At 50.4% G+C, this 26,306-nt stretch carries 16 protein-coding genes; 7 read left to right on the forward strand and 9 right to left on the reverse strand.

Translation table 11 applies throughout. The annotated features are described in order from the left end of the window. Positions 1 to 454 precede the first annotated feature (454 nt). Positions 455 to 3,523 (forward strand): autotransporter outer membrane beta-barrel domain-containing protein, encoded by a 3,069-nt coding sequence (locus AAGR22_RS16100; protein WP_345828511.1) that lies wholly within the window; start codon positions 455 to 457, stop codon positions 3,521 to 3,523. Positions 3,524 to 3,629: 106 nt separating this feature from the next. Here AAGR22_RS16100 and AAGR22_RS16105 read toward each other — a convergent pair whose 3' ends face one another. The 6 genes from AAGR22_RS16105 to ansP all read right to left on the reverse strand — a co-directional run bounded on the left by AAGR22_RS16105 (position 3,630) and on the right by ansP (position 14,708). After that, entirely contained in the window at positions 3,630 to 8,111 is a 4,482-nt protein-coding gene (locus AAGR22_RS16105) for a hypothetical protein (RefSeq protein ID WP_345828512.1), read from the reverse strand. A 56-nt stretch (positions 8,112 to 8,167) separates the two neighbouring features. Further along, entirely contained in the window at positions 8,168 to 10,084 is a 1,917-nt protein-coding gene (locus AAGR22_RS16110; protein WP_345828514.1) for a hypothetical protein, read from the reverse strand. A 28-nt stretch (positions 10,085 to 10,112) separates the two neighbouring features. Then, complete coding sequence (locus tag AAGR22_RS16115; RefSeq protein ID WP_345828516.1) at positions 10,113 to 11,021, reverse strand: Ig-like domain-containing protein; 909 nt, start codon at positions 11,019 to 11,021, stop codon at positions 10,113 to 10,115. A gap of 98 nt (positions 11,022 to 11,119) precedes the next feature. Continuing rightward, positions 11,120 to 12,019, reverse strand: a complete 900-nt coding sequence (locus AAGR22_RS16120; protein WP_345828517.1) for a hypothetical protein — start codon at positions 12,017 to 12,019, stop codon at positions 11,120 to 11,122. A 466-nt stretch (positions 12,020 to 12,485) separates the two neighbouring features. After that, a complete protein-coding gene (gene nudK, locus AAGR22_RS16125; protein WP_067708143.1) occupies positions 12,486 to 13,067 on the reverse strand; it encodes a GDP-mannose pyrophosphatase NudK in 582 nt (193 codons plus the stop codon). Between the two features lie 180 nt (positions 13,068 to 13,247). After that, a complete protein-coding gene (ansP, locus tag AAGR22_RS16130; RefSeq protein WP_067708140.1) occupies positions 13,248 to 14,708 on the reverse strand; it encodes an L-asparagine permease in 1,461 nt (486 codons plus the stop codon). A gap of 361 nt (positions 14,709 to 15,069) precedes the next feature. On the opposite strand from ansP, the gene narQ reads away from it, so the two are divergent. The 3 genes from narQ (at position 15,070) to AAGR22_RS16145 (ending at position 20,876) form a co-directional block, all read left to right on the forward strand. Beyond that, the gene (narQ, locus tag AAGR22_RS16135) at positions 15,070 to 16,737 is read left to right on the forward strand and encodes a nitrate/nitrite two-component system sensor histidine kinase NarQ (protein ID WP_345828519.1); all 1,668 of its coding nucleotides are present in this window, start codon (positions 15,070 to 15,072) and stop codon (positions 16,735 to 16,737) included. Positions 16,738 to 16,954: 217 nt separating this feature from the next. After that, on the forward strand, positions 16,955 to 20,083 hold the full coding sequence (acrD, locus tag AAGR22_RS16140) for a multidrug efflux RND transporter permease AcrD (protein WP_345828521.1): 3,129 nt from the start codon (positions 16,955 to 16,957) through the stop codon (positions 20,081 to 20,083). Positions 20,084 to 20,426: 343 nt separating this feature from the next. Beyond that, positions 20,427 to 20,876 carry a GNAT family N-acetyltransferase gene (locus tag AAGR22_RS16145; protein WP_345831616.1) on the forward strand — a complete coding sequence of 150 codons (450 nt, stop codon included), beginning with the start codon at positions 20,427 to 20,429 and terminating at the stop codon, positions 20,874 to 20,876. 109 nt (positions 20,877 to 20,985) lie between these two features. Here the strand turns inward: AAGR22_RS16145 and AAGR22_RS16150 are convergent, their stop codons facing one another. Then, positions 20,986 to 21,180, reverse strand: a complete 195-nt coding sequence (locus tag AAGR22_RS16150) for a hypothetical protein (RefSeq protein WP_067708128.1) — start codon at positions 21,178 to 21,180, stop codon at positions 20,986 to 20,988. Positions 21,181 to 21,320: 140 nt separating this feature from the next. Here AAGR22_RS16150 and AAGR22_RS16155 point away from each other — a divergent pair, with 140 nt between their 5' ends. The 3 genes from AAGR22_RS16155 to AAGR22_RS16165 are packed head-to-tail and all read left to right on the forward strand — an operon-like array spanning position 21,321 to position 23,009. Next, positions 21,321 to 21,680 (forward strand): ArsC family reductase, encoded by a 360-nt coding sequence (locus AAGR22_RS16155; protein ID WP_345828524.1) that lies wholly within the window; start codon positions 21,321 to 21,323, stop codon positions 21,678 to 21,680. Between the two features lie 2 nt (positions 21,681 to 21,682). Further along, positions 21,683 to 22,810 carry a succinyl-diaminopimelate desuccinylase gene (gene dapE, locus AAGR22_RS16160; protein WP_067708122.1) on the forward strand — a complete coding sequence of 376 codons (1,128 nt, stop codon included), beginning with the start codon at positions 21,683 to 21,685 and terminating at the stop codon, positions 22,808 to 22,810. A gap of 10 nt (positions 22,811 to 22,820) precedes the next feature. Continuing rightward, positions 22,821 to 23,009 (forward strand): YpfN family protein, encoded by a 189-nt coding sequence (locus tag AAGR22_RS16165; protein ID WP_067708119.1) that lies wholly within the window; start codon positions 22,821 to 22,823, stop codon positions 23,007 to 23,009. Positions 23,010 to 23,041: 32 nt separating this feature from the next. Here AAGR22_RS16165 and AAGR22_RS16170 read toward each other — a convergent pair whose 3' ends face one another. Together AAGR22_RS16170 and AAGR22_RS16175 are read right to left on the reverse strand one after the other, a co-directional pair. After that, the gene (locus AAGR22_RS16170) at positions 23,042 to 25,231 is read right to left on the reverse strand and encodes a GNAT family N-acetyltransferase (protein WP_345828526.1); all 2,190 of its coding nucleotides are present in this window, start codon (positions 25,229 to 25,231) and stop codon (positions 23,042 to 23,044) included. A 129-nt stretch (positions 25,232 to 25,360) separates the two neighbouring features. Beyond that, positions 25,361 to 26,227 (reverse strand): neutral zinc metallopeptidase, encoded by an 867-nt coding sequence (locus AAGR22_RS16175; RefSeq protein ID WP_345828527.1) that lies wholly within the window; start codon positions 26,225 to 26,227, stop codon positions 25,361 to 25,363. Positions 26,228 to 26,306: the final 79 nt, after the last annotated feature.

Raw genomic sequence — 26,306 nt, forward strand, 5'->3', positions numbered from 1 at the left:
TAGTGCATCACACAATATTAAAATTAAAAATAACAAATTATCAATAAGTTAAACATAAACTCACAGTTAAGATACTGCCCCTGTTTGACAAATAAACTCAAATTAGCTTTACTCGAAATAATAAAATAAATAGAATAAAAAATAAAAATACGTGGAGAATACTTTTCTACCGCTTCCACAATACCATATATAACCAGAGTTAAGGCACCACACAATTGATCCTAAATGACTGCCAATCATTCCACAATGAGATAGTTCTCCCGGCGCCAATGTACTACAGCTGATGACTTTTAAAGATTATTAGCCAGTATTTACCTATAACATCCAAAAATATTACCACTTTATTTCATTTGTCCGCATATGAAAAGGATATGTACATTGTCAGCCTCTCGCCTCATCCCTGAGCTGAATACTTGCCACTGACAGTACCAATATATAGCTAAGGATAATGCCCGTGCAAATATCAAATTTCAAAAGAAAAACCCTTAAAACTGACAGGTATCGAAAAGACATAATTATAATATTAACCTTTAATATTATTAGCAGTCTTACGATATTACCCGCGCATGCTGTTTTACTTACAGATGGTCAGACGGGAACGGTTAGTGAATACAGCAGTAGAGTGGCATGGGATGTACGGGACTCTACCCTCAATGTCCTCCAGGGCGGGAAAACGCAGGGGATAATGCTGTGGACGGGAATCCTCAACATGGAAGGTGGTGATACCTATAACATGCCCGGTGCAACACTACTCACTCAGGCTATATCGTTACAGAGTAACAGCCAGGCAACCATTAACAACTCCATAATCAATAACGGCCTGGCACAGCGTGGTATTGCCATTGGCGTCGGTTTCAACTCCAAAGCTACCGTCACCTCATCAGTGCTTAATGCTAACGGTCGGGGTTTTTCCACCAGCACATTGAACAGCTTCCTGGTCTTAAATGACTCGGTTGTCACCGGTAAGGACGATGGTTTAACCAACCAGTTTGGCGGTGGGATCGGCGGCACCGTTTTCGATGGAACGGTGCAGGCATCAAACAGTACGATAACCGGTGATAAGCTAGGATTGATGCTTTTGCTGGATGAAGATGAATCTCAGCCGGTGGCGATACTCAATAATACGCATATCATCAGCAATAACGGCAGTGCTATTCTTGCTGGAGCACGGAGCGGTTACAGTACAGGTGTGATAGGGGTACAAATCAATGCTGGCAGCGTCTTAACAGCAGGTAATGGCACACTTGTAGAAGTGATTAATGGAAATACGCTTAATCTTTCCATTGATGACAGTGACCTTAACGGTAACCTCATCGCCGACCAGACTTCGAACCTCAATGCAGTACTGAGTAATAATGCGGCTTTACATGGCAATATCGAAAATCTTAATACGCTGGTTGCCGATAAAAGCGAACTTGAGGGTAATATCGCTTTCAAACAGGATTCGGTGGGTCTGGTACAGTTAAAAAATAATGCGAAAATTCAGGGCGATATAAATGGCGTAAACAAACTCGAAGCCAGTAACAGCAGCATAACGGGTAACATCAATCCAGAAGACACGCGCCCTGCCGACGTCGCCCTGCGCGATAACAGCATAATTAACGGTGATGTCAGAAACATTAATACACTCACGCTGGCTCACAGTACTATCATCGGGCGGGTATTTGCAGATTCACCCGGTTTTACTGCGGCTGAACTTTCTGACGACTCCCTGATTAAGGGAAACCTAAGCCAGATTTCATCTCTGAGCCTTAATGCCAGCCGTATAACAGGCGATATCACTGGCAGCGAGGACAACGCTACTACGGTGTCATTAGCCAATAAATCTGCTATTGATGGCAACCTCACTCTGCCAGCCGCCGTCACGCTTGATAACAGCCGTATAACAGGCGATATCACTGGCAGCGAGGACAACGCTACTACGGTGTCATTAGCCAATAAATCTGCTATTGATGGCAACCTCACTCTGCCAGCCGCCGTCACGCTTGATAACAGCCGAATAACAGGTGATATCACTGGCAGCGAAACCCATCCCACAACCGTATCCCTGGCCAGCGGATCCGTCATTGACGGTAACCTCAATGCTATCCATACCCTGGCGTTACAGGACAGCCAGCTTACGGGTAATGTGACTGCAGATGGTACAGCCGGGTCTTCAGTCAGTCTGAGTGGCAAAACATCGCTGCTGGGAAATCTGGAAAACTATGACAGTATCTCGGTCAGGGATAATGCCAGGTGGTCGCTGATTCAGTCAGCAAACATTCGTAGCTTAGCGCTAAATTCGGGTAGCGTTAACCTCAACAGCCAGGGTAATAATTACCGCACTCTGACGGTAAATAACCTCGCCGGGGAGGGGCTTTTTTTACTTCGTACAGATATTGCGGCCAACAAGGGGGACCAGCTGATTATCAATGGCCAGACGAATGGGTCCCATCTTCTGTCGATAACGAATACGGGAGACGAGCCTGACCATTCGCTGCCGCTGACGGTGGTGAGAACAGCAGATGGAGGAGGAGATTTCAGTCTGCAAAATGGCCGGGTTGATGCCGGTGTCTATGAATACAGACTTCAGCATCAGGGTAATGACTGGGATCTGTTAAAAACAGAAGAATTGACGCCCTCAACTGAAACAGTGTTGAGTGTGGTTAACGCAACGCCTGCCGTATGGACAGGTGAACTTAATACCGTCCGGGGACGACTGGGCGACCTGCGGACAACAGCAAAACATGATGGAGGCCTGTGGGCTCAATACATGGGACAGGAGACCCACGTGAGTCCCGGTGGCGGAATCAGCTACCAACAAAAACAGTCTGGCCTGGCAATAGGGGGAGATAAAGCTTTCGATGTGAGAGAGGGCAAACTCCTGACAGGTCTGTTTACCGGCTACAGCGATAATGATATTAATGCTCATTATGGCAACAGCAATATTGACAGCTATTTTATCGGTGGCTACACCACATGGATGGCAGACTCAGGTTGGTTTGTGGATTTGATGCTGAAAGGCAATAAATTTCATAATAATGTCGAAGCCACAATGAGCAATGGCGTAGTATCAAAAGGTAATTACAATAATTACGGTATAGGGTTTTCAAGTGAGTTTGGAAAAAATATTCTTCTGTCTCAGGGCTGGTTTGTTGAACCCTCCTTACAGCTTTCATCTTTATGGATGTCAGGCAGGGAATTCAAGCTCGATAATGGCCTGAAAGTCAGTAATGACAGCGCCAGATCTCAACAGGCTGCCCTGAACATGGCCCTTGGCAAAAACCTGACGTTAGACAACGGAATGTCATTATCCCCCTATGTGCGCGTCTCTTATCAGCATGAGTTTGCAAAAGCTAATGATGTATCGGTCAATGATATTGCTTTTAAAAATGATATGTCTGGCGGGAATGGAATGTATGAAGTTGGCCTGAATGCACAGGTCTCAGACAAGGCATATATCTACACTGATGCCAGTTACAGCAAAGGTAACAAAGTCGAATCACCGTGGGCGACACATATTGGCGTTCGTATAAACTGGTAAAATGCCTCTGCCCGGGCGCGCAGATATAACACCGCTTAATGGGTCAATATAAGGGGGTGGGATGCCCTAACAATGACATCCCACTTTTAGCCCTATTACCTTTGTTTCAGCGGGAGTAGGAAATGAAACCATTTAGCCGTTCGGCAACCTCTACATTCTCTCCCCCCGCATCAATGCTTCCCCATGAAACAATCCGTTGATCTTCAGTAATCGCGGAGAAAGCCCCGCTACTGCTATAGATTGCCCGGCACCTGTTCAGCTGAGTGCTAACGGGTTGGGTGTTTCCGCCAGAAAGGGGGTCGCCCCAGGCCACTACCGTGCCATTGGCCCGAAGCGCTGCAAAGGCGGTGGCCGTGGCCGAAATTTGTACAACATCCTCCAGGGAAGCAATCTCGCGCGGCAATACTCCTCCGGCAGCTTCATCACCCCAGGCCACTATACTCCCGTTACTCATCAGAGCAGCAAAGGCACTCCACGTTGATAAAACATTAATAACACTATTAATGGCAGAAAGACTTACGGGCAGTTGACCTCCATGCGTGTCTGCTCCCCATCCTACCAGTAAACCATTCGTCCGCCTGACCACAAATGCCCCATTATTGGACGCCATGATATCGCTAAAATCTTTCATCTGAATTAAAGCAGTCGGTAATACCCCACCAAATTCACTATTACCCCAACATAACAGACTATTATCATAATTAAGTGCGACAAACGCTGACAGGGTTGAAGCAATGTCCCGGGCATTACGGTGATTAGTCACAGCGGTAGGAAGGAGGCCACCATAACTGGAATTCCCCCACGCACAGATTCGCTTATCAGCACGGAGTGCAGCAAAGGCGCCGCCCGAGCCTACGACTTTAAGGATATTATTATAAGCACTGATAGTGGATGGCACATTACCCCCGTTTCTGCGATCCCCCCAGGCAACCACTTTACCGTTGGCCAATAGTGCACAAAATGCCTGCGCAGAGCCACTCAGAGAGACAATATTTTTAAGTTTAGCAATGGCAGAGGGAACGGTGCCCCCGCCTTCAGCATCTCCCCAGGCTATCACGCTGTTGTCAGCACGACGTGCAGCGAAAGCAACGCCAGAAGTAGAAAACTCTATATAATCATTGTTTGTGGATAAACCTGAAGGCAGATCCCCTCCAACCGCAGTTTCGCCCCACCCCACTACAATGCCAGAATCAAGAATCGCGATCATTGCAGCTTTACCGCTATTAGTCACGTCGTCCCCATTACCTAATATATTCACCGGTGAAAGTTCAGTTTCATCTGTGGCTGACGAGACGTTTAACTTCAGCCAGGGCAGAGTATCCCTGAACCATTCTGCCGTTGTAGTTTCCGTCTCACCTTCATAACGCCAATTCAGTATGGTCTTTTTGCCGGTACTTTTATCATACCCAATCAAATACTGTGATTTTCCTGAATAGTGATAACAGTGGCTGGGAGCGCGTGCACCGAAAACAAGGATTTTGCTGTCTGCCAGCTCACTGGTAATAGTATAACGCTTTGATGGCGACGTTATGCTTTCACCTGCTCGTGTCAGAATATAGTTGATACGTACGGTGTTGCCCTCGGAAGAGAGCACGACGTCGTAAGGGACGACGAGCTGTAAAGCGGCCATCGTATCGCCGCCGGTAATCGTGATTAGTTGATTCCAGCCATTGTTCTCTGCCGGGCCCGACCAAATTACGTTAACGATGTCGCCCTGTTGTAAACGTGCAGAGAGAGGAATGACGATAGTTGCGCCAGATTTAACGCTCGCTGTATTAATAATATCTTCCTGTGCCTCTTTTACATAAGGCGCAGGCAACGCGGAACTGATAATAGCGAGGGTTAATACTTTCGAAAGGTTCTCTTTCCCATCAAATGAGTCAACCCGATAACTCACACTAATCGTTTTACCATTGTGAACTTTAACTTCATTGTAAGGCACCAGGAAAGTCACAGGGTTGCCCAACATGTTGGTGCTAATGGCCGTATAAAGGCTAAAATTGTTTCCCCAGAAAAGTTTTATGCCATCACCGGATGCCATGCCATCCCACGCAGGAATGCTCACCTCAACGCCACTGGCAGTAATCAGAGTGAAATCCAGCATGCCCTCAATAACATATTCCACCACTGGCTCAGGTAAACTGATACCGGCAGCTCTAACCTGTAAAGTCAGTTTTTCTGACGAGGCTATCTGACCAGAAATGTGATATACCTGATAGCTTAGATAAACCACATTATTTAGAGAAGATTCAAAATATTTCTTAGGAATATTGAAGACAACATCCCTGGATACTGCACTACCTGACACCGGCAGATAGTTTTCCCAGGATTCCACGCCATTAAGGTAGGCTGTTAACGTGTCCCCAGCAGCCATATTGCTATAAGGAGATACGCGGAATGTGGCAAAACGCAAAATGTTTTCGGGAATGATAACGCCATTTACATTCTCGTCAACTTTAGGCGCGGGAAGCATTCGAGCAGTAGACATCACGGTAATTTTAAGATCAACAGAGGATGCTTTGGTGCCGTCAAATCTATCTATTTCGTAGTGTAAAGAGATATCACTGTTATTATTGAGCAAAAGAACAGCATAGGATAATTCAAAAGAGATCTCTTCATTTAATGTTCCCGCAGTGATAGTTATAAAGTCATGCCAGTTTGCCACGCCTTCCAGGTAGAGGTAGACCGTATCACCTGCCTGCATTTTATTATAAGCGGGTATGTTAGCCAAAACACCTGCCGTTGTGTTCTCCAGCAGGAGAATACCATCAGAAACTTTTTCAACAGTTGGGGCAGGGAGTGCTTCATTGACCCATGACCTGACGCGCAGTGACAGCATTTCTGATGCCAGGCTGATACCGTTCTCATCGGTGACCTGGTAGCTAACTCTAACGCTGTTATTGATATTTACGTCGATATATTTTTTTGGAACGCGAAAATTAACAGGTTTATTGAGAATCGAAGATGATACACGTAACCAATCAGAAAAGTTACCTTCAGGAACGGCTGACGCCCATTTAAGGTCAATGCGGTCATTCAACATCATCCCATTCCATGGGAGGATCCTTACGGTAAGTGCAGTTTTAATCGTGTCGGGATCGATCAGATCGCCACTAATGTCGGGAACCAAAGGTGCAGCTAAACGTTTAATAACTTTTAGCTGCAATTTTTCAGAAGTCAGGATACTGCTAATGCTCGTGTTATACTGATAATAGAGGGTAACAACCCCTCCTGCCAGGATTTTAATCGCTGCTTCATCAATAATAAATGAAACAGGAGATAATACTGACGTTATCTTTTCAGATAAGAAACGATTAAAGTTATCCCCGTTATTGGTTACCCCAGACCAGTTAAGGATAATTTCCGCGCCAGGTACCATTGCGGTAAAAAGAGGAATAGTGACCGTGACGGCACTGAGATAACCGTCAAGCGTGCCCGATACCGCTTCCGCAACCTCCGGTTTGGGTAGAAGAGAACTCTGCGCACCCGAAACTGAAATAGTCACTTTTCTAGAGGTTATTTTGCTGCTGTCAGAGGCGCTTATCAATGTGTAAGAGACAATAAACTCACCCTGGACCAGGGCCAGTAACTGCGTGTATGGAACAGCGAATTCAAGAATAGAAGGAAATCGACTTATAGTAAGGTAATCCTCATATCGGATCGTGCTACCCGAAGCAGTTCGCCCAATGACAACGAGCTGAACTGAATCATTAATGTTAAAGCTAGCCGTATCAATCGCAACCTGGATGATAGCATCACGTTGCCCGAGGCTGTCGATATTTATAATATAGTTTACCGAATCCTTAACAATCGGCGCTTTAAGATAATAGCCACCAGCACTGACAGAGATAGCTTTGGAAGGTGACCACTTTGAGTAGTTGTTCACCTCATCCCTTACCTCATAAGTGACCAATAAGTTATCACTGTCACCTGCTTCATTGATGGTATTTTCAGAAATAGTTATCGTTATAGGTTTACCCAGATCATATTCAGACACAATATGACTAATTATTTTCCCTCCCCAGCTGAGGTTTATTTTATCTCTGATGCGCATATTAATATAGGGGTCAATAATAATCGGTATCCCTTTTTTAGCCTCATCAGCCCCGACACCATTATAAATAATTGATGGCGGAATGCCGGGTGGTGAAAAATTTTCATTTACATTTTGAGTTTGAGGGTTAGGATCGATCCCACCGGGGATATCCATTTTAATCCATAGTGTGGAAACATTAGAACTGTCGCTTACCCCGCTGTCAGTATGTGTTACCGTGTAGTATATTTTATACCATCCAGCCCTGATATTCTCTGGCGGTACGATAATGTGAATTGAATCATTCACCTCCTCTTCAGATAAGATATAACTTTTAACCGGATATAAAGCTGAATCATCCTCTAACTGATAAATATAGACATCAATGAGGTCCCCTTTTCTCATAACAGAGTAAGCCTCACAAATTAGTAGCAGGCCATCTATTGATGTAGTAAAACCAACCCCTATCCCACCAACAACTGGATGAGCAAGAGGAATTATTAGATCACTCAATTTATTAGCGGAAAGATTCCCATTAAATTCATTGTTACTCATAACTATTCTCTTTTTCCAGGATAAAAGGTTGGTTTTTTAATGCTATCAATCAGATATTAAGACCCAGCAGGACCTTCGAGATCCAACTTCACAGAGGCGATGTTAGAATCAAATACATACCCTAACTGTTCTACAGAGTAATAACACTTTGCAGACCCATAAATGATATCCATAATATAAGGCGCATAAGGAATAACCATTTGCAGGGATTTATTTACAGTTCCATTAACGATAGTCACAGATGTTGAAAACTTAGTACTGGCGATATCCTCGCCTTTACCGTTCGTTTTGGAATTTCCAATCCAGTGTAAGGTAACGATATCCCCTACTGACATATTTTCATAAGCTTTGATTAAGACTGATGTTGATGGATTAACCCCAGCGCCTTCAATAAGCCATCCAGCCCCATTTCGTCCCAGTAACTCTGGCATTACAAGACCTTCCGGGCCACCAGGGCCGGCTAAATGAGCATCAACATATGTCGTCAAACCCAAATTATCATTGGTGGCATTGATTAGATCATAAGTTACTTCCCACCTCTCATTTTCTGGTGTGCTATCAACAATGGCAGCATCAACTTCAATATTAAATGCCGTTTTATTATCATTGATGTCATCTGCTTTTACTTTATAATCTATAAATTCTCCCGATGAGCGACCTCCCCAATAAACACGAATGGTGTCATCAACTGTGGGTTTTTCATAGTATGGAACAGTCACGATGGCGCCCTTACGAAGATCGCCGGGCCGTAATTTGTTCGTTTCTTTAACGCCATTACCTACGACGGTAACTTCAGATAAATTTTCATTAACGTCCGTTGTTTTATCAGGATCCTCAGGTCCTGGAATGTTCAGATCGACGTCTATAAAGTTAGGATCTGACGTAGTGACTACCCTACCGCGTGTTACCTGATAATCTAATTCCCATTTTCCGCTCTTGGTTTCCCATATTTTTTCCCTGGGGATCGTAAACTCAAGCACGTAAGCATTAAGCGGTATTGGATCAGGTACGGTGAGTGAAGGTGTAATCGCCCCTTTCCGCCACCTTAGTGTAATAAGGTCGCCTGGTAAAATATTCGTGTATTTTGGTATAAGTGCGGTAACTGGCGCACGTGTTGAGGCATCAGTAATGGGGCCCTGTTCTGCCAGTGGTACACGTGCGGGTGTCAGAAATTGAGCAGCAGGATTGATTATAACAGATATAGAATGATCGGGCGATCGACTGCTGACATTTCCCGCCCTGTCGGTCAGGTTGTAGTATATAATTGCATTCCCTTCCCCACCATCTACAATAACCGTCTCCTGAACATCTATTGAAATAAAGTCTTTACCCACATCCTCTTCGGTTATAATATATTCTGGTAAGCGTTTAGCCGTGCTGTTTGCACCAATCCATGTTAACTTAACAATATCATCGGCTTCGATAAGCCTGTATGAAGGAATAAGTAGTGGGAATTTATTTCCATTAGAAATCATGTCTTCCCTGGTGATCGTATTATCATACTCGTCCGCGATGCTAACCGGTCCTGAGGGGGCGGGAGCATCACGGTCGACTATCACATTCAGAGGGAAACTTATGCTAGAATACTGCGATGCGGCTTCGACCATATACTGAATTTTATATTTACCGAATGTTAGGAAACGCTGTGGTAATTGTAGTTTAAGAGGAAAATCTACCTCCTCGGGCTCGTCGACAATATAGGTAGTGATAAATGAAGTATTGTTATCATTCAGGAAAACATGAACCATATCTCCTTCCCTCACCCTGCCCCAGGCAGGTACCAGCAACTCCACCGACTGTTGAAAGAATTCAACAGGTATAGTGCCGTCCGCTAATATACCTTCAATCGTTGGTGCTTGTAATATTGGTTCGTCAGATTTATTTTTATTATCGCTGGACAACTGCAGCTTTCTTTTTCGCTCTTCCAGTCGTTTAGAAATATCATTTTCATGGAATTCATTAATTGCTGACATACAATTCTCCTCTTGATTTAACTTCAATTTATTCATTATCTTCACTTTTACTGTAAACCAGGCCCTGCACGATGATTTCACCGTAGTTAATAAAAGACTCCTCAACGAAAATCCCGGTTGAGCTATTCATCACTGTAACCTTATTACCTATTAAGTTATACTCACTGGTCCAGTAGGGTGTATTCGGTAGCCATTCACTATAAGTCGAAAGGTCACCCCACTGTTCGTATAAAGATTTCAGCGTTGATTTTGAGAGTAGTTTTTTATCTTTATCCTGAATAACTTCCTGCAAGCCCGTTTTAGTTTTAGTCGGGTAGAGGTAATTATGAACATCAAATATATGATTTGACGTTTCCCCTGTTACTTTATCTTTAGCAATTATTTCACAGCTTCCTGTGAAGTAAGAAACAGCCGTGGCCTCAGCGGAACCATAATCATCACTGACAAGGCTAATATCATTTTTTTTCTCATCGCCAACACTCCATTCAACCTCTCCTGAGCCACCGCTTGTGTGCAGCAGGATACTGGCACCCTCCCAAATAATGGTCGGTTCACCATAATAAAGCGTTTGATTCCTGCTCTGCACCCGCTCAATTTTAAATATATCTCGTATTTTAATAAAATCAAAATCCGTAAAGACAACGTTTTGTTTGTCTTCAACAATAAAGCAACTCAATTCAACATTTTCAATTTGGGTACTGGTGAAACTAACTTCTACAAAGCCATCCTGGTTACTGCTAGTGGCATAGACGCCAGCCCTACTATTGACAAAAATGGCTGCACCATCAACTTCAAATACCACACGAATATTAGCCACAGGTGCATCTTTAGTTTCTATATAAAGACCAACCGTATTGATATCCTTGCCGTCAGATACGGCATTATTTTTCACTTTTTCAAGACGTAACGTCAGTTCCGCTATCTGGGCATCTTTCATAATTTACATCCTGCCAGGTTAGTTTAAAATAAAAGAGTATTGCACTCTCTACCTTATTACTTTTTTTATATTACCCAAGACACTTAACAAGCAGGACGTCAATAAGAACCTACTCTATAGGCCACATTCAAAACATTTCCATTTATTTCCCATTCCTGCGTGCCGTTTGCGATATTGAAATATGTAGTAGAAAACACGCCGGTATCATTCGTCCAGTAATTGGACCGGGAAATCGTATTCCAGGGAGCGTATGCCCTTAAGCTGCCCCATTGGGTAAACAACGTTTTGTATGCCCCAGGACTCAGAATATTACTGCCATATATACTTTCTGTCTGGTAGATAGTCCGCCGGGTTGCATCCATATTGACAAAATTAGTAATCTGGAAGTTGTAGGCGACTTTCTCTTTTGTTACGCGATCTGTCCCTTCAATCAGACAAATCTGTCGGGGTCGATTGTGTATCGTCACTATCCCACTCCCTTTGCTGTCACTTTCGATGGTGACTTCAGCAGACGACTGGACGACGCTCCATTCTACATTGCCACTTCCGCCGGTGGTATCTATCCGAAAGCTTGCTCCCGGCCAGGCAGTCGTTGGCTCCCCGGTTAATCTGAATAGCCGGTTAGCATTGGCTACCTGACTTATTTTTAGGATATTGCTGTTTGCAATGAAATCAATCGGTAAAACCTGTTGTGTAGATTCTTCTCTGAATACCTGTGCAATCACATTTACCTGTTCTGCCACTTTGTTAATCACAGAAAAGCGCACCAGGCCGTAAGGATCGGTATAATAGTGGTCAACCATTTGGCCATTACGTTTCAAAAGTGCACTACCACTCACTCTTACTAAAATATCTATACTTCTTGCAGGATAGTAATCATCATCCATGCAGTACACTTCAACAATATTTTCTGCTGTCCCGTCAGCTTTGGCATTGTTTTCAATGATTTTGGCATGCAGGTAAAAGCCGCTCTCTGACCTCAAATGAATTCTATTCATTAAACACCTCTAAGGATTGTTTTAAACAGCCCACATCTACAATAATATGAATACCCAAAGTCGATGACTCCAAATACCAACCTTTATATAACCTCAACCGTAAATATTTGAACAACCTGGCTTCCTTGTTACACACTAAATTCACCTGTAACCACTAAAAGAGAAAATTCGCATTCCGTTAGCTCTTTAAAACTAGCATTTTCTCAGCTAAATTAAACAGGCGTTATTTTTATTATTTGTTGTTTAAGGCCGTTAAGTTTTTAACTTACATAATAAGCATGTCAATCAACTCGTTACCCAGTAAAATATCACTTTTATTTAATCCTGATTAAACGCCGATACATTTTAAAATTACATAACTAAGCAACAGAAAATATATTTATTTTCCGCAGGTATAAATTCTTGTTCGGTTTTTAAGTCTATAAAGGTGCTGACCGATCGCTTAACACCAGTCAGCACGGGTGAATCAGGCGAGACGCAGCCATCCTTCAATCAGGGCATGCTGTAGCAGCATCACTGTTTTTCCATCTTTAATCCGTCCTTCGCCAATCATCGTCCACGCCTCTGGGAAAGAGACTTCCATGACGTCAATGTCCTCATCCTCTACGCCGCCGCCTGCGTTTTCACGCAGCGAGTCATCATATTCGGCGGCGAAGAAATGCAGCAGTTCGGTGACCCCGCCCGGTGACATATACATATCATAGAGCTTTCGAACCTCCCCGACGGCGAAGCCCGTTTCCTCGATCGCTTCTTTACGAATACAGTCTTCCGGGGAATCGTCATCCAGCAGGCCAGCACAGGCTTCCACCAGCATCCCGCTCTCATTCCCGTTAAGCCAGGTGGCAATACGAAACTGCCGGGTGAGGATGACGCTGTTCTTTTCGCGGTTATAGAGAAGGATGGTTGCGCCATTTCCGCGATCGTAGACTTCGCGCTTATGTCGAATCGTTGAGCCATTGCTGGCGGTGAGATCGTAGGTGTAGTTACGCAGTACAAACCAGTTTTCTGACAGGACTTTGTTCTTAATGACTTCGATTTTGGCGGACATCTGGACTCCATTGCGTTGCCGGGAGTCTGCCATCTTAAGTCTGCAAGGCAGGGAAAACTATCTCAATTCTGAAGGTGCGGCCGGACTGGATTGCTCACACTGCTACTTATCAGGCCGGGAGCTTAAAAAAAGGCGGCTCCAGAGAGCCGCCTTTTTATGCAGTAAAAGCAGTGGATCCGTTTACTCAGCCTTAGGCTGCTGGTGCTCAGTTGCGGCCACGGCATGAACCCGTTTGCGAACACCAAACCATCCCAGGATCAGCAGGAGCGCAATCAGCGGAATCGACGCAATAGTCCAGGTCCCGTTCGGGTAGTCAAATGCCATCAGCACCAGTACGCTGGCCAGGAATAGCAGCGTCAGCCACGAGGTAAAGGGTGCCCAGGGAAGCTTAAAGCTAACGTCCTCAGCCTTGCCCTCTTTGATCGCTTTACGCAGGCGCATCTGACAGACCACGATAAACGCCCATGAGGAGATAATGCCCAGCGAGGCAATATTCAGCACAATTTCAAATACCCGCGACGGAACGATGTAGTTCAGCCAGACGCCAACGACATAGACGCCGATAGTGACCAGAATGCCCATATAGGGAACCTGCTGACCGCTCATCTTCGACATAAACTTGGGTGCTGAACCGCCCATCGACATCGATCGCAGAATGCGTCCGGTCGAATAAAGGCCAGAGTTAAGGCTGGAAAGCGCGGCGCTCAGCACCACGATATTCATGATGCTTCCGACGTAGGGCACACCCAGCTTGCTGAAGAAGGTCACAAATGGGCTTTGACCCGCCTGGTAAGCGTTCCACGGCAGCAGCAGCACCAGCAGGACGACCGATCCGACGTAGAACAGACCGATACGCCAGATAACGCTATTAATCGCTTTCGGCAGCATGGTTTTCGGATCTTTGCACTCCCCGGCTGCGGTGCCGACCAGTTCAATAGAGGCGAAGGCAAAGACCACCCCCTGCACCAGCACCAGCGCAGGCAGCAGCCCATGAGGGAAGAAGCCGCCGTTATCACTGATCAAATGAAAGCCGGTTGCATTGCCATCCAGCGGCTTACCGCTGCCGAGGAACACCACGCCGACAATCAGGAAGATAGCAATAGCCAGGACTTTAATCAGGGCAAACCAGAACTCCATTTCGGCAAACCACTTCACGCCGATCATATTCATGGTGCCGACAATCGCCAGCGCGCCCAGGGCAAATACCCACTGCGGCACGTCACCAAATGCCCCCCAGTAGTGCATATAGAGTGCAACTGCGGTGATATCAACAATACCGGTCATGGCCCAGTTGACGAAATACATCCAACCCGCGACGTAAGAAGCTTTTTCGCCAAGGAACTCGCGCGCATAAGAGACAAAGTTGCCGCTGGAGGGGCGGTGCAACACCAGTTCGCCGAGCGCACGCAGAATGAAAAACGAGAAGATGCCACAAACTAAATAGACAATCGCCAGCGCAGGGCCGGCAATTTGCAGACGCGCGCCTGCCCCGAGAAACAGACCCGTACCGATCGCACCACCAATAGCAATCATCTGAACGTGACGATTATCCATTGCTTTGTGATAGCCGGAGTCATGAGAGTTTAACCAACGTCTTCTGGCGGCGCGTTTATCCGCCCCTGCTTTTTTATCAGCTTTCATTATCTGTCCTATTAACCTGTCCACAGTGATAGGCGCAATCAACCCGGCGATCCGATCTGTCGCTGACCGACCAAACGATTGCGCGGCAGCACGAACGCCCCGGCACCAGCCCACTTTCTGTAATTATATGCCTGTTGAAAGTGGGAAAATTGCGGCGATGCATCCTAACCGTTCTACAAAGATGACGCAAAAAATCTGCAGTGGAAATCGTGTGCTTTTGTAATTTTTGCTCTCCAGCGCAAAAAAATGTGAGACCGCTCGCGTACGACCGGCTTTCATCCGGGGCTTTTACCGCCCCTGTTTTCAGCGTGGCGGGATCAACTGAACGCGATATACTCACTCGCCTTCAGGGGGATAAATTATGTTAAAACGCTCAGTGACGGGCAGTCTGGCTCGCGTACTGTTTGCCATCGTATTGCTTTCGGTTCTGTCTGGCAGTCTGGCCCTGCTTACGCTTTCAGCCAGCCTGAATGATGCCGAGGCGGTAAATATTGCGGGTTCGCTACGGATGCAAAGCTACCGCATCGCGCTGAACGCCTCGACCGGAAAACCCGGGATTAATGAAGATATTCTGCGCTACCGGGAAACCCTTGAGGCACCGGCGCTGCGGGCGATTGACAGGCGCTATGTACCCTTTAGCGTCCGTGAGCGCTATCATGAATTGCTGCATAGCTGGCAGTCCCTTCAGCCTGCGTTACAGGCGGGGAATACGCTGCCTTACCGGCAAAACGTCGCCCTTTATGTCGACCAGATCGATCGTTTTGTGCTGGCGCTGCAGCGCTGGGCGGAACTCAAAATGAAGCTGGTCGCCGCGGCCAGCCTGTTGGGCTTTGTGACCATTACCCTGCTGGTATTCTGGACGCTGCGTTCGGTCCGCCGCCAGGTGGTGGTACCCCTCCAGACGCTGGTAACGGCCAGCGAGCAGATCGAGCGCGCCCATTTCCGACACGTGCCGCTGGATACCGCGCTGCAGAACGAGCTGGGGGTCCTGGCGCGGACGTTTACCCGCATGTCCGGTGAGCTGGAAAAACACTACCACCTGCTGGAGGAGACGGTGAGGGAGAAAACCCGTGATTTGCGGCAGGCTAACCGTCGTCTCTCCCTGCTGTATCGCTGTTCCGAAACCCTGGGAAGCCATCCTGATATCGCCCACAGCCTGCCGCTGGTGCTCCAGCAAATCCTCCAGTATGAGGATCTTAGCTGTATCTCTCTGACCGCACCGCCCCTTGGTAAGATAACCGCGGGCATGCCGGATCGGGCGATGCCGTGGCACAGCCAGCCTCTGTCGCCTGCCACAGGACATGCAATCGAGCTGCGCTGGCAGGCAAAAAAGAGCAAATCACGGCTGATGCAGGGGTTAGCCCCCCTTCTGTCGCGCTCGCTTCAGCTGGCTCAGGCCCAGCAAAAAGTTCAGCATCTTCTGTTGATGGAGGAGCGCGCCACCATTGCCCGGGAGCTACACGACTCGCTTGCGCAGTCACTCGCCTGGCTTCGCATTCAAATCGCCCGTCTGAGACGCGTGGTGAGCGAGGATAACGCGCCCGCCAGGGCAGTCGTCGGTGAAATGGATCTGGCGCTAAATGAAGCGAATCGTCAGCTCCGTGAGCTGCTCACCACCTTTCGCCTTTCGATAGAACCAGGTGAATTGTTAACTGCACTTCACCAGGTGATTAACCCGCTGCGTAAGCAAACGCGCGCGGTCATTACGCTCACCGGGGAACCCGCCAGCCGTCAGCTGGAACCGCAAAAGCAGATCCACGTGCTGCAAATCGTTCGGGAAGCGTTACTGAATGCTATCCGCCACGCTGAGGCTTCGGAGATTATTGTGCGATGTGGCATGGGTAAAGGCGGCGATAACCGGATTGAAATTAGTGATAATGGCTGCGGGATCCCCCCCCTGCACAGCCCGGAAGGACACTATGGGCTGTCCATAATGCAGCAGCGGGCCAGCGGACTTAACGGACGGCTGACGATTACGCCTTCACCAGGTGGCGGCACAAGCATACTGCTACAGTTTCCAGCGGTCTGAGAGTGCGCGGGCGTCTGATAAGCGGTGGCACGCTAATTTACACTTTCTCCTAAATTTCTCCACGATTCTTCACCGCCTGACGAGTAGAGTTAAACCGGGTCAGGCGGCAGCGAACAGCATAATAAAAAAACGCCGCTAAATGGATTTCAGCGATGGCCGCCAGCGGACAGGATGAATGCAATACCTATCCCAATCAATTAGCCTGGAGCGCCCGTTAATGGCGAATTTTTTTATCGATCGCCCAATCTTTGCCTGGGTGATAGCGATTTTGCTTTGCCTGACCGGCACACTGGCAATCTTTTCCCTTCCCGTTGAACAATATCCACAGCTGGCTCCGCCCAATGTACGCATTACGGCGAACTATCCTGGCGCCTCAGCGAAAACGCTGGAAAACACCGTCACGCAGGTGATTGAGCAAAATATGACCGGGATCGACAACCTGATGTATATGTCTTCCCAGAGTAGCAACACCGGTCAGGCGACCATCCAGCTGACGTTCACCGCAGGCACCAATCCCGACGAGGCGCGCCAGCAGGTGCAGAACCAGTTGCAGAGCGCACTACGCAAGCTGCCACAGGCGGTTCAGTCGCAGGGCGTGACGGTGACCAAGACGGGCGACACTAATATCCTGATGGTGGCATTCGTCTCTACGGACGGCAGCATGAAGAAACAGGATATTGCCGACTACGTGGCCAGTAACCTTCAGGAGCCGCTGAGCCGCATTGACGGCGTGGGTGAAGTGGATACCTATGGATCGCAGTATGCTATGCGCATCTGGCTCGATCCCAATAAGATGATTAACTACGCGCTGACCACCTCCGATATCGTCAACGCTATAAAGTCGCAGAACAGTCAGGTGGCGGTGGGCCAGCTGGGTGGGCTGCCCTCGGTTGACCGACAGGCGCTTAATGCCACCATTAACTCGCAGTCGCTGCTGACCACCCCCGAACAGTTCAAAAATATCACCCTGCGCGTCAATCCGGATGGATCGGAGGTCAGGCTGGGCGATGTGGCCGAGGTCGGGCTGGGAGCTGAAAATTACGATCTCCTTAGCCAGTATAATGGCCAGCAGGCCTCAGGGCTGGGGATCAAACTGGCCTCCGGGGCCAATGAGTTAGACACTGATAAGCGGGTACGGGCCCGTATCGACGAGCTGTCCCACTATTTCCCCCATGGCCTTGAGGCGAAAGTCGCCTATGAGACTACGCCGTTTGTAACGGCGTCCATTGAAGATGTGGTGAAAACCCTTATCGAAGCTGTGCTGCTGGTCTTTGTGGTGATGTACCTGTTTCTGCAAAACCTTCGCGCGACCTTAATCCCTACGCTGGCGGTGCCGGTTGTGCTGCTCGGCACCTTTGCCATCCTCTCAGCCTGTGGATTCAGTATCAACACGCTGACTATGTTTGCCATGGTGCTGGCGATTGGGCTGCTGGTCGACGATGCAATCGTGGTGGTTGAAAACGTCGAGCGAATAATGAGCGAAGAGGGGCTTGCCCCTCGTGAGGCAACGCGTAAATCAATGGGGCAGATCCAGGGGGCGCTGGTTGGCATCGCGCTGGTGCTGTCGGCGGTATTTATTCCCATGGCTTTTTTTGGCGGTACGACAGGCGCTATCTATCGTCAGTTTTCAGTCACTATCGTCTCCGCGATGGTGCTGTCGGTGCTGGTGGCAATGATCCTGACGCCAGCCCTGTGCGCCACGCTGCTTAAGCCGCTGGAAAAAGGCCATCATCACGGTCGCCGGGGGTTCTTCGGCTGGTTTAACCGGATGTTCAACCGCAATGCCGAACGCTATGAGCGCGGTGTAGGGAAAATTCTCGCGAAGGCGGGCCGCTGGCTGCTGCTGTACATGGTGATTATCGCCAGCATGGCGCTGCTCTTTGTGCATTTACCCACGTCGTTTCTGCCGCTGGAGGACAGGGGCATCTTTACCACGCAGATACAGCTGCCGCCGGGCTCGACACTACAGGAGACTAACAGGGTCGTTGATAAGGTCGAAAAGTACTATCTGACGCAGGAAAAAAACAATGTTGTATCAGTATTTTCAACCATCGGCGCGGGTCCGGGCGGTAATGGGCAAAACGTCGCGCGCATGTTCGTACGGCTGAAGGACTGGCAGGATCGTCCCGGTGGCAGTAATACCTCATTTGCCATTATTGAGCGGGCGACAAACGCCTTCCGCAGTATCAAAGAGGGCCGGGTTATTGCCAGCAGCCCGCCAGCCATCACGGGTATGGGTAGCGCCGCGGGATTTGATATGGAGCTGCAGGATCATGCGGGCGTAGGACACGACGCGTTGATGAGGGCGCGCGATCTGCTGCTGGCAAAAGCGGATGCCAACCCCGCGCTGGCGCGTGTGCGTCACAATGGTCTGGATGACACCCCCCAGCTGCGGATAGATATCGATCAGCATAAGGCGCAGGCGCTGGGCATATCGCTTGACGATATTAACAATACGCTAGAAACCGGCTGGGGCTCCACCTATGTTAATGACTTCCTGGATCGGGGCCGGGTGAAAAAAGTTTATGTTCAGGCTGCCGCCCCCTATCGCATGCTGCCGGACGATATTGGTAAATGGTACGTGCGCAACAGCAGCGGCGGCATGGTGCCGTTTAGCGCTTTCGCCACCACCGCCTGGGAAACAGGCTCGCCCCGGCTGGAACGGTACAATGGCTACGCGTCGCTGGAAATTGTGGGAGAATCAGCCCCCGGCGTGAGTACCGGTACTGCGATGGACATCATGCAACAGCTGGTCAGCCAGCTGCCCGGCGGGATTGGCCTGCAATGGACGGGTGCCTCATTACAGGAGCGAATGACCGATTCTCAGGCCCCGGCGCTCTATGCTATTTCGCTGCTGGTAGTGTTCCTTTGCCTGGCGGCGCTTTATGAAAGCTGGTCCATTCCGTTTTCCGTCATGTTAGTGGTGCCGCTGGGCGTAATTGGTGCGCTGGTAGCCACCTGGCTACGCGGTTTGGAAAACGACGTCTATTTCCAGGTCGGACTGTTAACGGTTATCGGCCTGTCGGCGAAGAACGCCATTCTGATTGTTGAATTTGCGAATGATATCAACAGTCAGGGCCGTGCTCTGCTGGAATCAACGCTGGAAGCAGCCCGGCAGCGTCTGCGCCCCATCCTGATGACCTCGCTGGCCTTTATTTTCGGCGTGCTCCCCATGGCTATCAGTAATGGCGCTGGATCAGGCAGCCAGCATGCGGTTGGCACCGGCGTAATGGGTGGAATGATCTCGGCAACGGTACTGGCGATTTTCTTTGTCCCCCTGTTTTTTGTACTGGTTCGCCAGCGCTTTCCGGCCAGCGCGAAACCCGCAGGCGAGCAGGACAGATAATACGACCCAATAAAAAAGGCAGCGACAGGGCTAAAACCAGCCACCTAAGATGGCGAGGATTAGCCTGTCGCTGCCTTGCATTGGGTTCAGGTACGCAGAAAAGTGTCACCGCTATTTCCTTATCCCGGATGCAGATTGCGCGAAATTAACGCGCCAGCATCGCTTCTATAAATTCTTTCCAGTTCCCCAGCTCGACATCAATCATGCTACACCCCCGCGTTAAGATGGCTTTATTATAAGAATATTCCTAATTTTATAAAAACACTTTCACTCACTTACTGCTATCGGCAACGCTTATCAAAACTGTAATTAGCAGATGAGTTTAGGAGAGCAGATGAATCCAATGGTTCTGGTAAGGGAAAGCGGGATGGCTGATGTCGACTGGCACCAGCTTGCAGCATTGATCGAGCGGGCGGGGCTGAGCCACCGTGATCCCCGAACGCTACAACGTGCGTATCAACATTCTTCATTTGTCTGGTTCGGCTATGTTGATGGTGTTCTCATGGCTACCGCACACGCGATAAGCGATATGACCTGGGCCTCTTACCTCTCGGACGTCATTATTGATGTGGATTATCAGGGGAAAGGGTACGGTGGTCAGCTTATGGCAGCAATAATGGAAACCCTGACACCCTGCGGCAAGGTCTTTATCTATTCAATGCCGGAAAAAATTAGCTTCTATCAGCGCCTGGGCTTCGCCGAACTGACGACCGGCATGATCTATGCGCAGGGTGAGGCGCTACTGCGGCTGGAGGAAAAGGGGTTTATCAAAGCCCGCATTCAGGAAGCCTGAGCCGCTCCTTTACCTCATGCCCAGGCGCGCACTGAGCCCCTGAACGAAATGATGTGATGATTGCATCGTTCAGGCATATAGCCATGGCGCTATGCCGTTGTGCCGGACGCTATTTCAGTACGATTACCTTATCGTAACCACCGCTTTCGCTGTCGATATGCGTCTTTGCGTCGGGATGCTCGGCCAGCACGGCCTCAACAATATGGTTAAACTCTTCGCAGCGGCTCGGCTGCTTACGAATAATCACGATCGTAGACTGGGTCTCTTCTACCGTATGGGCAGAAGACGCTTTCATATAGTTCATATTGTCCCTCCGTTGCTGAGTCTGCTGCTTTAATGGTATCCCCGCCTTCCCTGCTGCCATGCAGGCGCATCCGATGTAGACTAACCGCCTGAACAGTCTTGAATAGTATAGAAACCCACAGAAAAAAGAAGGGAACCGTTATGCTTACAATGTATGGCATTAAAAACTGCGACACAATCCGAAAAGCGCGTAAATACCTTGAGGCACAGGGCGTGGCGTTTAAGTTCCATGACTACCGCGCAGACGGCGTGGATGCGGCCCTGGTGCAAAAATTTATTGCTACGCTGGGCTGGGAGGCGCTGCTAAATACGCGCGGCACCACCTGGCGTAAACTGAGCGACGAACAGCGCAACGCAGTAAATAATGCCGAAAGTGCCCTGGCGCTGATGGTCGAACAGCCTGCCACGATCAAACGCCCGTTGCTCTGCGGCGCAGACGGCTCTATGCTGCTGGGTTTCAGTGAAAGCACCTACACGCCGTTTATCCAGGAGAAGCCGTAATTATGTTTTGTCCGGTCATTGCGCTGACGCAGCAGCTTATTCGACGCCCCTCCCTCAGCCCGGATGATGCTGGCTGCCAGGCCATTATGATCGAACGCCTGCGGGCGATGGGTTTCACCATTGAACTGATGCCCTTTGGCGATACGCTAAATTTCTGGGCCTGGCGTGGGCAAGGCGAGACGCTGGCGTTTGCCGGTCACACCGATGTGGTTCCTCCCGGAGACGGCAACCGCTGGATCAACCCACCCTTTGAGCCGACGATTCGTGACGGCATGCTTTACGGTCGTGGCGCGGCAGATATGAAAGGTTCGCTGGCGGCGATGATTGTCGCGGCTGAGCGCTTCGTCAGGGCTTTCCCTGACCACAAAGGCAGGCTGGCCTTTCTGATCACTTCAGATGAAGAAGCCAGCGCCACGTACGGCACGGTAAAAGTGGTCGAGGCGCTGATGGCCCGTCAGGAACGGCTGGACTACTGTCTGGTCGGAGAGCCATCCAGCACCGAAGTTGTCGGAGACGTCGTGAAAAATGGTCGCCGCGGCTCAATGACCGCCAATCTGACTATCCACGGCGTTCAGGGACATGTTGCTTATCCTCATCTGGCCGATAACCCGGTTCACCGCGTGCTGCCCGCGCTAAATGAACTGGTGGCCATTGAGTGGGATCGGGGCAATGAGTTTTTCCCGCCCACCAGCATGCAAATTGCTAACGTGCAGGCCGGGACCGGCAGCAATAACGTTATTCCAGGCGAATGTTTCGTACAGTTCAACTTCCGCTTCAGCACTGAGCTGACCGATGAGCAGATCAAACAGCGCGTAGAGGCGCTGCTGGAAAGCCATCAGCTACGCTACAGCCTGGAGTGGAAGGTCTCCGGCCAGCCGTTCCTGACGCCAACCGGGGATCTGGTGAGCGCGGTGGTGAACGCGGTTGCGCACTATAATGAAATTAAGCCGCAGCTGCTGACCACAGGCGGCACGTCGGATGGCCGCTTTATTGCCCGGATGGGCGCGCAGGTGGTCGAGCTGGGGCCGGTTAACGCCACCATTCATAAAATCAATGAGTGCGTTAAGGCGTCGGATCTGCAACTGCTGAGCAGGATGTATCAGCGCATTATGGAACAGTTAATCGCTTAAAGGAGTAGATATGGAACTATTAAAAGAGTACTGGTGGGTTCTGGTCATCGTGGTGATGGTAGGCATACTGATGAACGTCTACAAAGACCTCAAGCGCATCGATCCCAAAAAATATCTGGATAATAAGCCCGATCTTCCCCCGCACCGTGATTTTAACGATAAGTGGGACGATGGTGATGACTGGCCGAAGAAGAAATAGGGCCGGGCTTAAAAGATAGCAGGCTCAACCGCTTAGGCTGTGGAAACACCGCTGGCGCCGTCGCGTATCGCTGTCATCGTCGCTTTCAGCCACTGACTGCGCGGCGCATCCAGCGCTTCCAGGGCCTGCTGCGCCTCCAGGCGCCAGCCGGTCAGTAGCGCTTTGCGCCCGCTCAGCCCGTACCGTTCACAGAGTATAGCGGCTTCCACACCCTCCTCTACCGCCCCGTGCAGTAATGCCAGATCGAACACGCTGTGGTGCAGCAGACGCCCAAGCGATCCTACGCAGGCCTCGAGCGGACGCTGTGCCCACGCAAAGCCAGCCAGCTCATACCAGTCATCGTCATTCAGTCGCCGATCGGCTACGACCGGAAAGTCGAGGCCGGGTAGATCAATCCTTTTTTTCAGCCATGGCCAGTCGCACACCAGCCGCTGTACTGCGCGGGTGCATAGCGTTTTACCCCGATCGCTAACCGGCAGCATCGCCATTGCGCTATAACAGCCGCTGCTGGCCTCCTTTTGACTGCCCAGTCGTACCAGAGAGAAGCCACACGCGCGCCAGAATGCCCACAGCGATTCGGTAAAGCCAAAACTGACCGAGAGAAAATCGAGCTGGGCGGATTTGTCCAGGGTGCGCAGCACCATTTCCCGCCCCACGCCCTGGCGACGCAGTGCGGGAGCGATGGCAATGCGGCTGATGCGACGCGAGCGCATCTGCGCTGCCTCTGCAAAGCCAGCATGGGCCGCAAGCGACTGCGCAACAAGATTACCACGCGGGCGGCGAAAGCCAGCCCAGACGGCGTTCGATAGCGTCTCCGACAGCCCGCCCTCATCCGTCAGCCACAGCGCCCCCTGTACCTGCTCGCCCTGCATCGCAGCGCTAAAATGCATCCCCGGTGCGTCCATCATCCGCCGCAGATCCAGCGGGGACGTGCGATAGTGCGCGCTCGCCAGCAGCTGATAAATGGCCGAGAGCTGAGAAGGGTTGTGCTGCCAGTCAGCCTGTTCGGGAAAAATATAGCGAACGTCGCCTGCCCCAGGCTCGGGTATGAGATCTGCGAACAGCAGCGCATCTCCGGTAAAGCGCTCGAGCGGATCGTCGGCGGCCCAGCGCAGCGGCTCGTCCAGCGTCAGCAGAGTGGCATCCGGCAGGGTGGCACAGAACTTCAGTAAAAAACCGCGCCCCGTTCCCTCGTAACCCTGAAGCGTAGTAGTCAGTAATACGCGTGGGTAAAGCCTGACCAGCCGGGTAAGAAGCGGCGTGGGGATGGCAGCCGCCTCATCGATCAGCAGCCAGTCGATGCCTGCCGGAAGGTGATCTGGAGGCGTTTCCAGCAGGCGGTCCGGTGCGATAAACGCAAATTGTTCGCCCGCGAACTGCTCCAGCACGGCGGTTGATACTTTTCCCGGAGCCGTGACCAGGCAACGTCCGGGCCAGCGCGCGGCAAGCTGGCCCGCCAGCGCCGACTTCCCCCTGCCCCGGGGGGCAATCAGCACAAAAATCCCCGGGTCGCTGGATAGCAGCCGGTTCAACAGCCTCTGCTGCTGTAGCATATGCTTCGGCTGCCAGTCAGATTCTGTGGGAACGGGAGAAAAGGATGAGGATTGAGATGGCGTCGCAGCCCACGGCCAGTCAGGATCCCCGGGCAAGTCAGGATGCAGCACCGGCAACGCCAACGGCAACGGCATCGGCATCGGCATCGGCATCGGCATCGGCATCGGCATCGGTGAAGGCTGATTTGGTTGAGCGATCAGTGCAACGTCCTTATCCTGCTCAATCAACCCCTGTAGCCGCCGGATAAAGTTTGGCGTGGCGACAGGTAAATCACGTTCACTCCAGCGCAGCGAATCGTTATCCGGTAGCGCCGCCCAGCTCTGCCAGGGCGGCACCAGCATCAGCAGCCAGCTTCCGGCCTTGAGCGTCCCGGCGAGCACCGCCAGCGCCTCGGCGTGAAAACCCTGGCGCGCATCGAAAACCGCGTGAAGAAATTCGCGCCCTAGCAGCGTGCGCAGCGCAGGAAAAGCGCAGTGCAGTGGGCTTTGCGGCTTATCTCCCAGCCACAGCCAGTCGCCGGGAAGCGCATTGATCCACTCCCCTGCCTGTGCCTCTGCCCACGCCGACGTACCGCTTAGCACCAGCAGCCGGCGCTTACCCTGGCACCTGAGTGCCACAGTTTGCCGCTGTAAACCTTCGGTCTGCTGCGTTAAACCGTCAGTTTTCATCGGCAAGGCTTCATCCTGCTGGGGGAGGCCAGCAGCTTGCCCTAATGCGCCACCAGGCTGTTCAGGCGCACCAGATTTCTGAGGCGGCAGCTGGCAATGCGTTTCCTGCATCAGGCGGTCAGTCATGGATTAATGCGCAAAGGTATTGCACTGCCCCTGGTCGCCGCTGTCATAACCTTTTTTAAACCAGCTGTAGCGCTGCTGTGAGGTGCCATGGGTAAAGCTGTCCGGCACCACGCGCCCCTGACTCTGCTGTTGCAGGCGATCGTCGCCAATCGCTTCGGCCGCGTTAAGCGCCTCCTGCAAATCGCCCGGTTCCAGCACCTTTTCCTGCTGCATATAGTGTCCCCATACGCCCGCAAAGCAGTCGGCCTGTAGCTCCATTTTTACCGACAGCTGATTTACCTGCTTCTGGCTGGCACCCTGCTGCATCTGGCGAACCTTTGGTTCAATACCCAGCAGCCGCTGCACATGATGCCCGACCTCATGCGCAATTACGTAGCCCTGAGCAAAATCGCCATCGGCACCGAGTTTGTTTTTCATCTCGTCATAAAAGGAGAGATCGATATAGACCGTGCCGTCGTTGGGGCAATAAAACGGCCCCATCACCGACTGTCCGGTACCGCAGCCGGTACGCGTGGCGCCGCGATACATCACCAGCTTCGGAGGCGTATAGGTTTTTCCCATCTGCTGGAAGATTTTCTGCCAGGTATCTTCGGTCGTCGCCAGGATAACCGAGGTGAACTTAGCCGCTTCATCCTGTTGGGGAGCAGAACGCTGCTGCTGCTGCTGCGCAGGCTGAGAAACAGTGGTTGAGCCGCCACTCAGCAGTGGCGTTAAATCATAACCGTAATAGCCCGCGATCATCACGATGACCAGCAGAATAATGCCCCCTTTCCCACGGGGGATACGCATCCGGCCTCCGCCCATTGAGGCGGGTTGATCATCACGGCGATCTTCTACATTATCGCTCTCACGACGCCCTTGCCAACGCATACACTACCCCTTGTTATTATCGCCCAGCGGCGGGTGCAGTGATTTTAGTCGGGAGAGCGGGCGAACACCAGTCCGGAGG

This window comes from Erwinia sp. HDF1-3R, from assembly GCF_039621855.1.
Lineage (GTDB): Bacteria > Pseudomonadota > Gammaproteobacteria > Enterobacterales > Enterobacteriaceae > Erwinia.

Coding starts and splice junctions, on each gene's coding strand:
- acrD (WP_345828521.1), top strand. CDS start 16,955: ATGGCGAATTTTTTTATCGATCGCCCAATCTTTGCCTGGGTGATAGCG.
- AAGR22_RS16175 (WP_345828527.1), bottom strand. CDS start 26,227: ATGCGTTGGCAAGGGCGTCGTGAGAGCGATAATGTAGAAGATCGCCGT.
- AAGR22_RS16150 (WP_067708128.1), bottom strand. CDS start 21,180: ATGAACTATATGAAAGCGTCTTCTGCCCATACGGTAGAAGAGACCCAG.
- AAGR22_RS16145 (WP_345831616.1), top strand. CDS start 20,427: ATGGTTCTGGTAAGGGAAAGCGGGATGGCTGATGTCGACTGGCACCAG.
- AAGR22_RS16105 (WP_345828512.1), bottom strand. CDS start 8,111: ATGAGTAACAATGAATTTAATGGGAATCTTTCCGCTAATAAATTGAGT.
- AAGR22_RS16165 (WP_067708119.1), top strand. CDS start 22,821: ATGGAACTATTAAAAGAGTACTGGTGGGTTCTGGTCATCGTGGTGATG.
- nudK (WP_067708143.1), bottom strand. CDS start 13,067: ATGTCCGCCAAAATCGAAGTCATTAAGAACAAAGTCCTGTCAGAAAAC.
- ansP (WP_067708140.1), bottom strand. CDS start 14,708: ATGAAAGCTGATAAAAAAGCAGGGGCGGATAAACGCGCCGCCAGAAGA.
- AAGR22_RS16110 (WP_345828514.1), bottom strand. CDS start 10,084: ATGTCAGCAATTAATGAATTCCATGAAAATGATATTTCTAAACGACTG.
- narQ (WP_345828519.1), top strand. CDS start 15,070: ATGTTAAAACGCTCAGTGACGGGCAGTCTGGCTCGCGTACTGTTTGCC.
- AAGR22_RS16155 (WP_345828524.1), top strand. CDS start 21,321: ATGCTTACAATGTATGGCATTAAAAACTGCGACACAATCCGAAAAGCG.
- AAGR22_RS16120 (WP_345828517.1), bottom strand. CDS start 12,019: ATGAATAGAATTCATTTGAGGTCAGAGAGCGGCTTTTACCTGCATGCC.
- AAGR22_RS16170 (WP_345828526.1), bottom strand. CDS start 25,231: ATGAAAACTGACGGTTTAACGCAGCAGACCGAAGGTTTACAGCGGCAA.
- AAGR22_RS16115 (WP_345828516.1), bottom strand. CDS start 11,021: ATGAAAGATGCCCAGATAGCGGAACTGACGTTACGTCTTGAAAAAGTG.
- dapE (WP_067708122.1), top strand. CDS start 21,683: ATGTTTTGTCCGGTCATTGCGCTGACGCAGCAGCTTATTCGACGCCCC.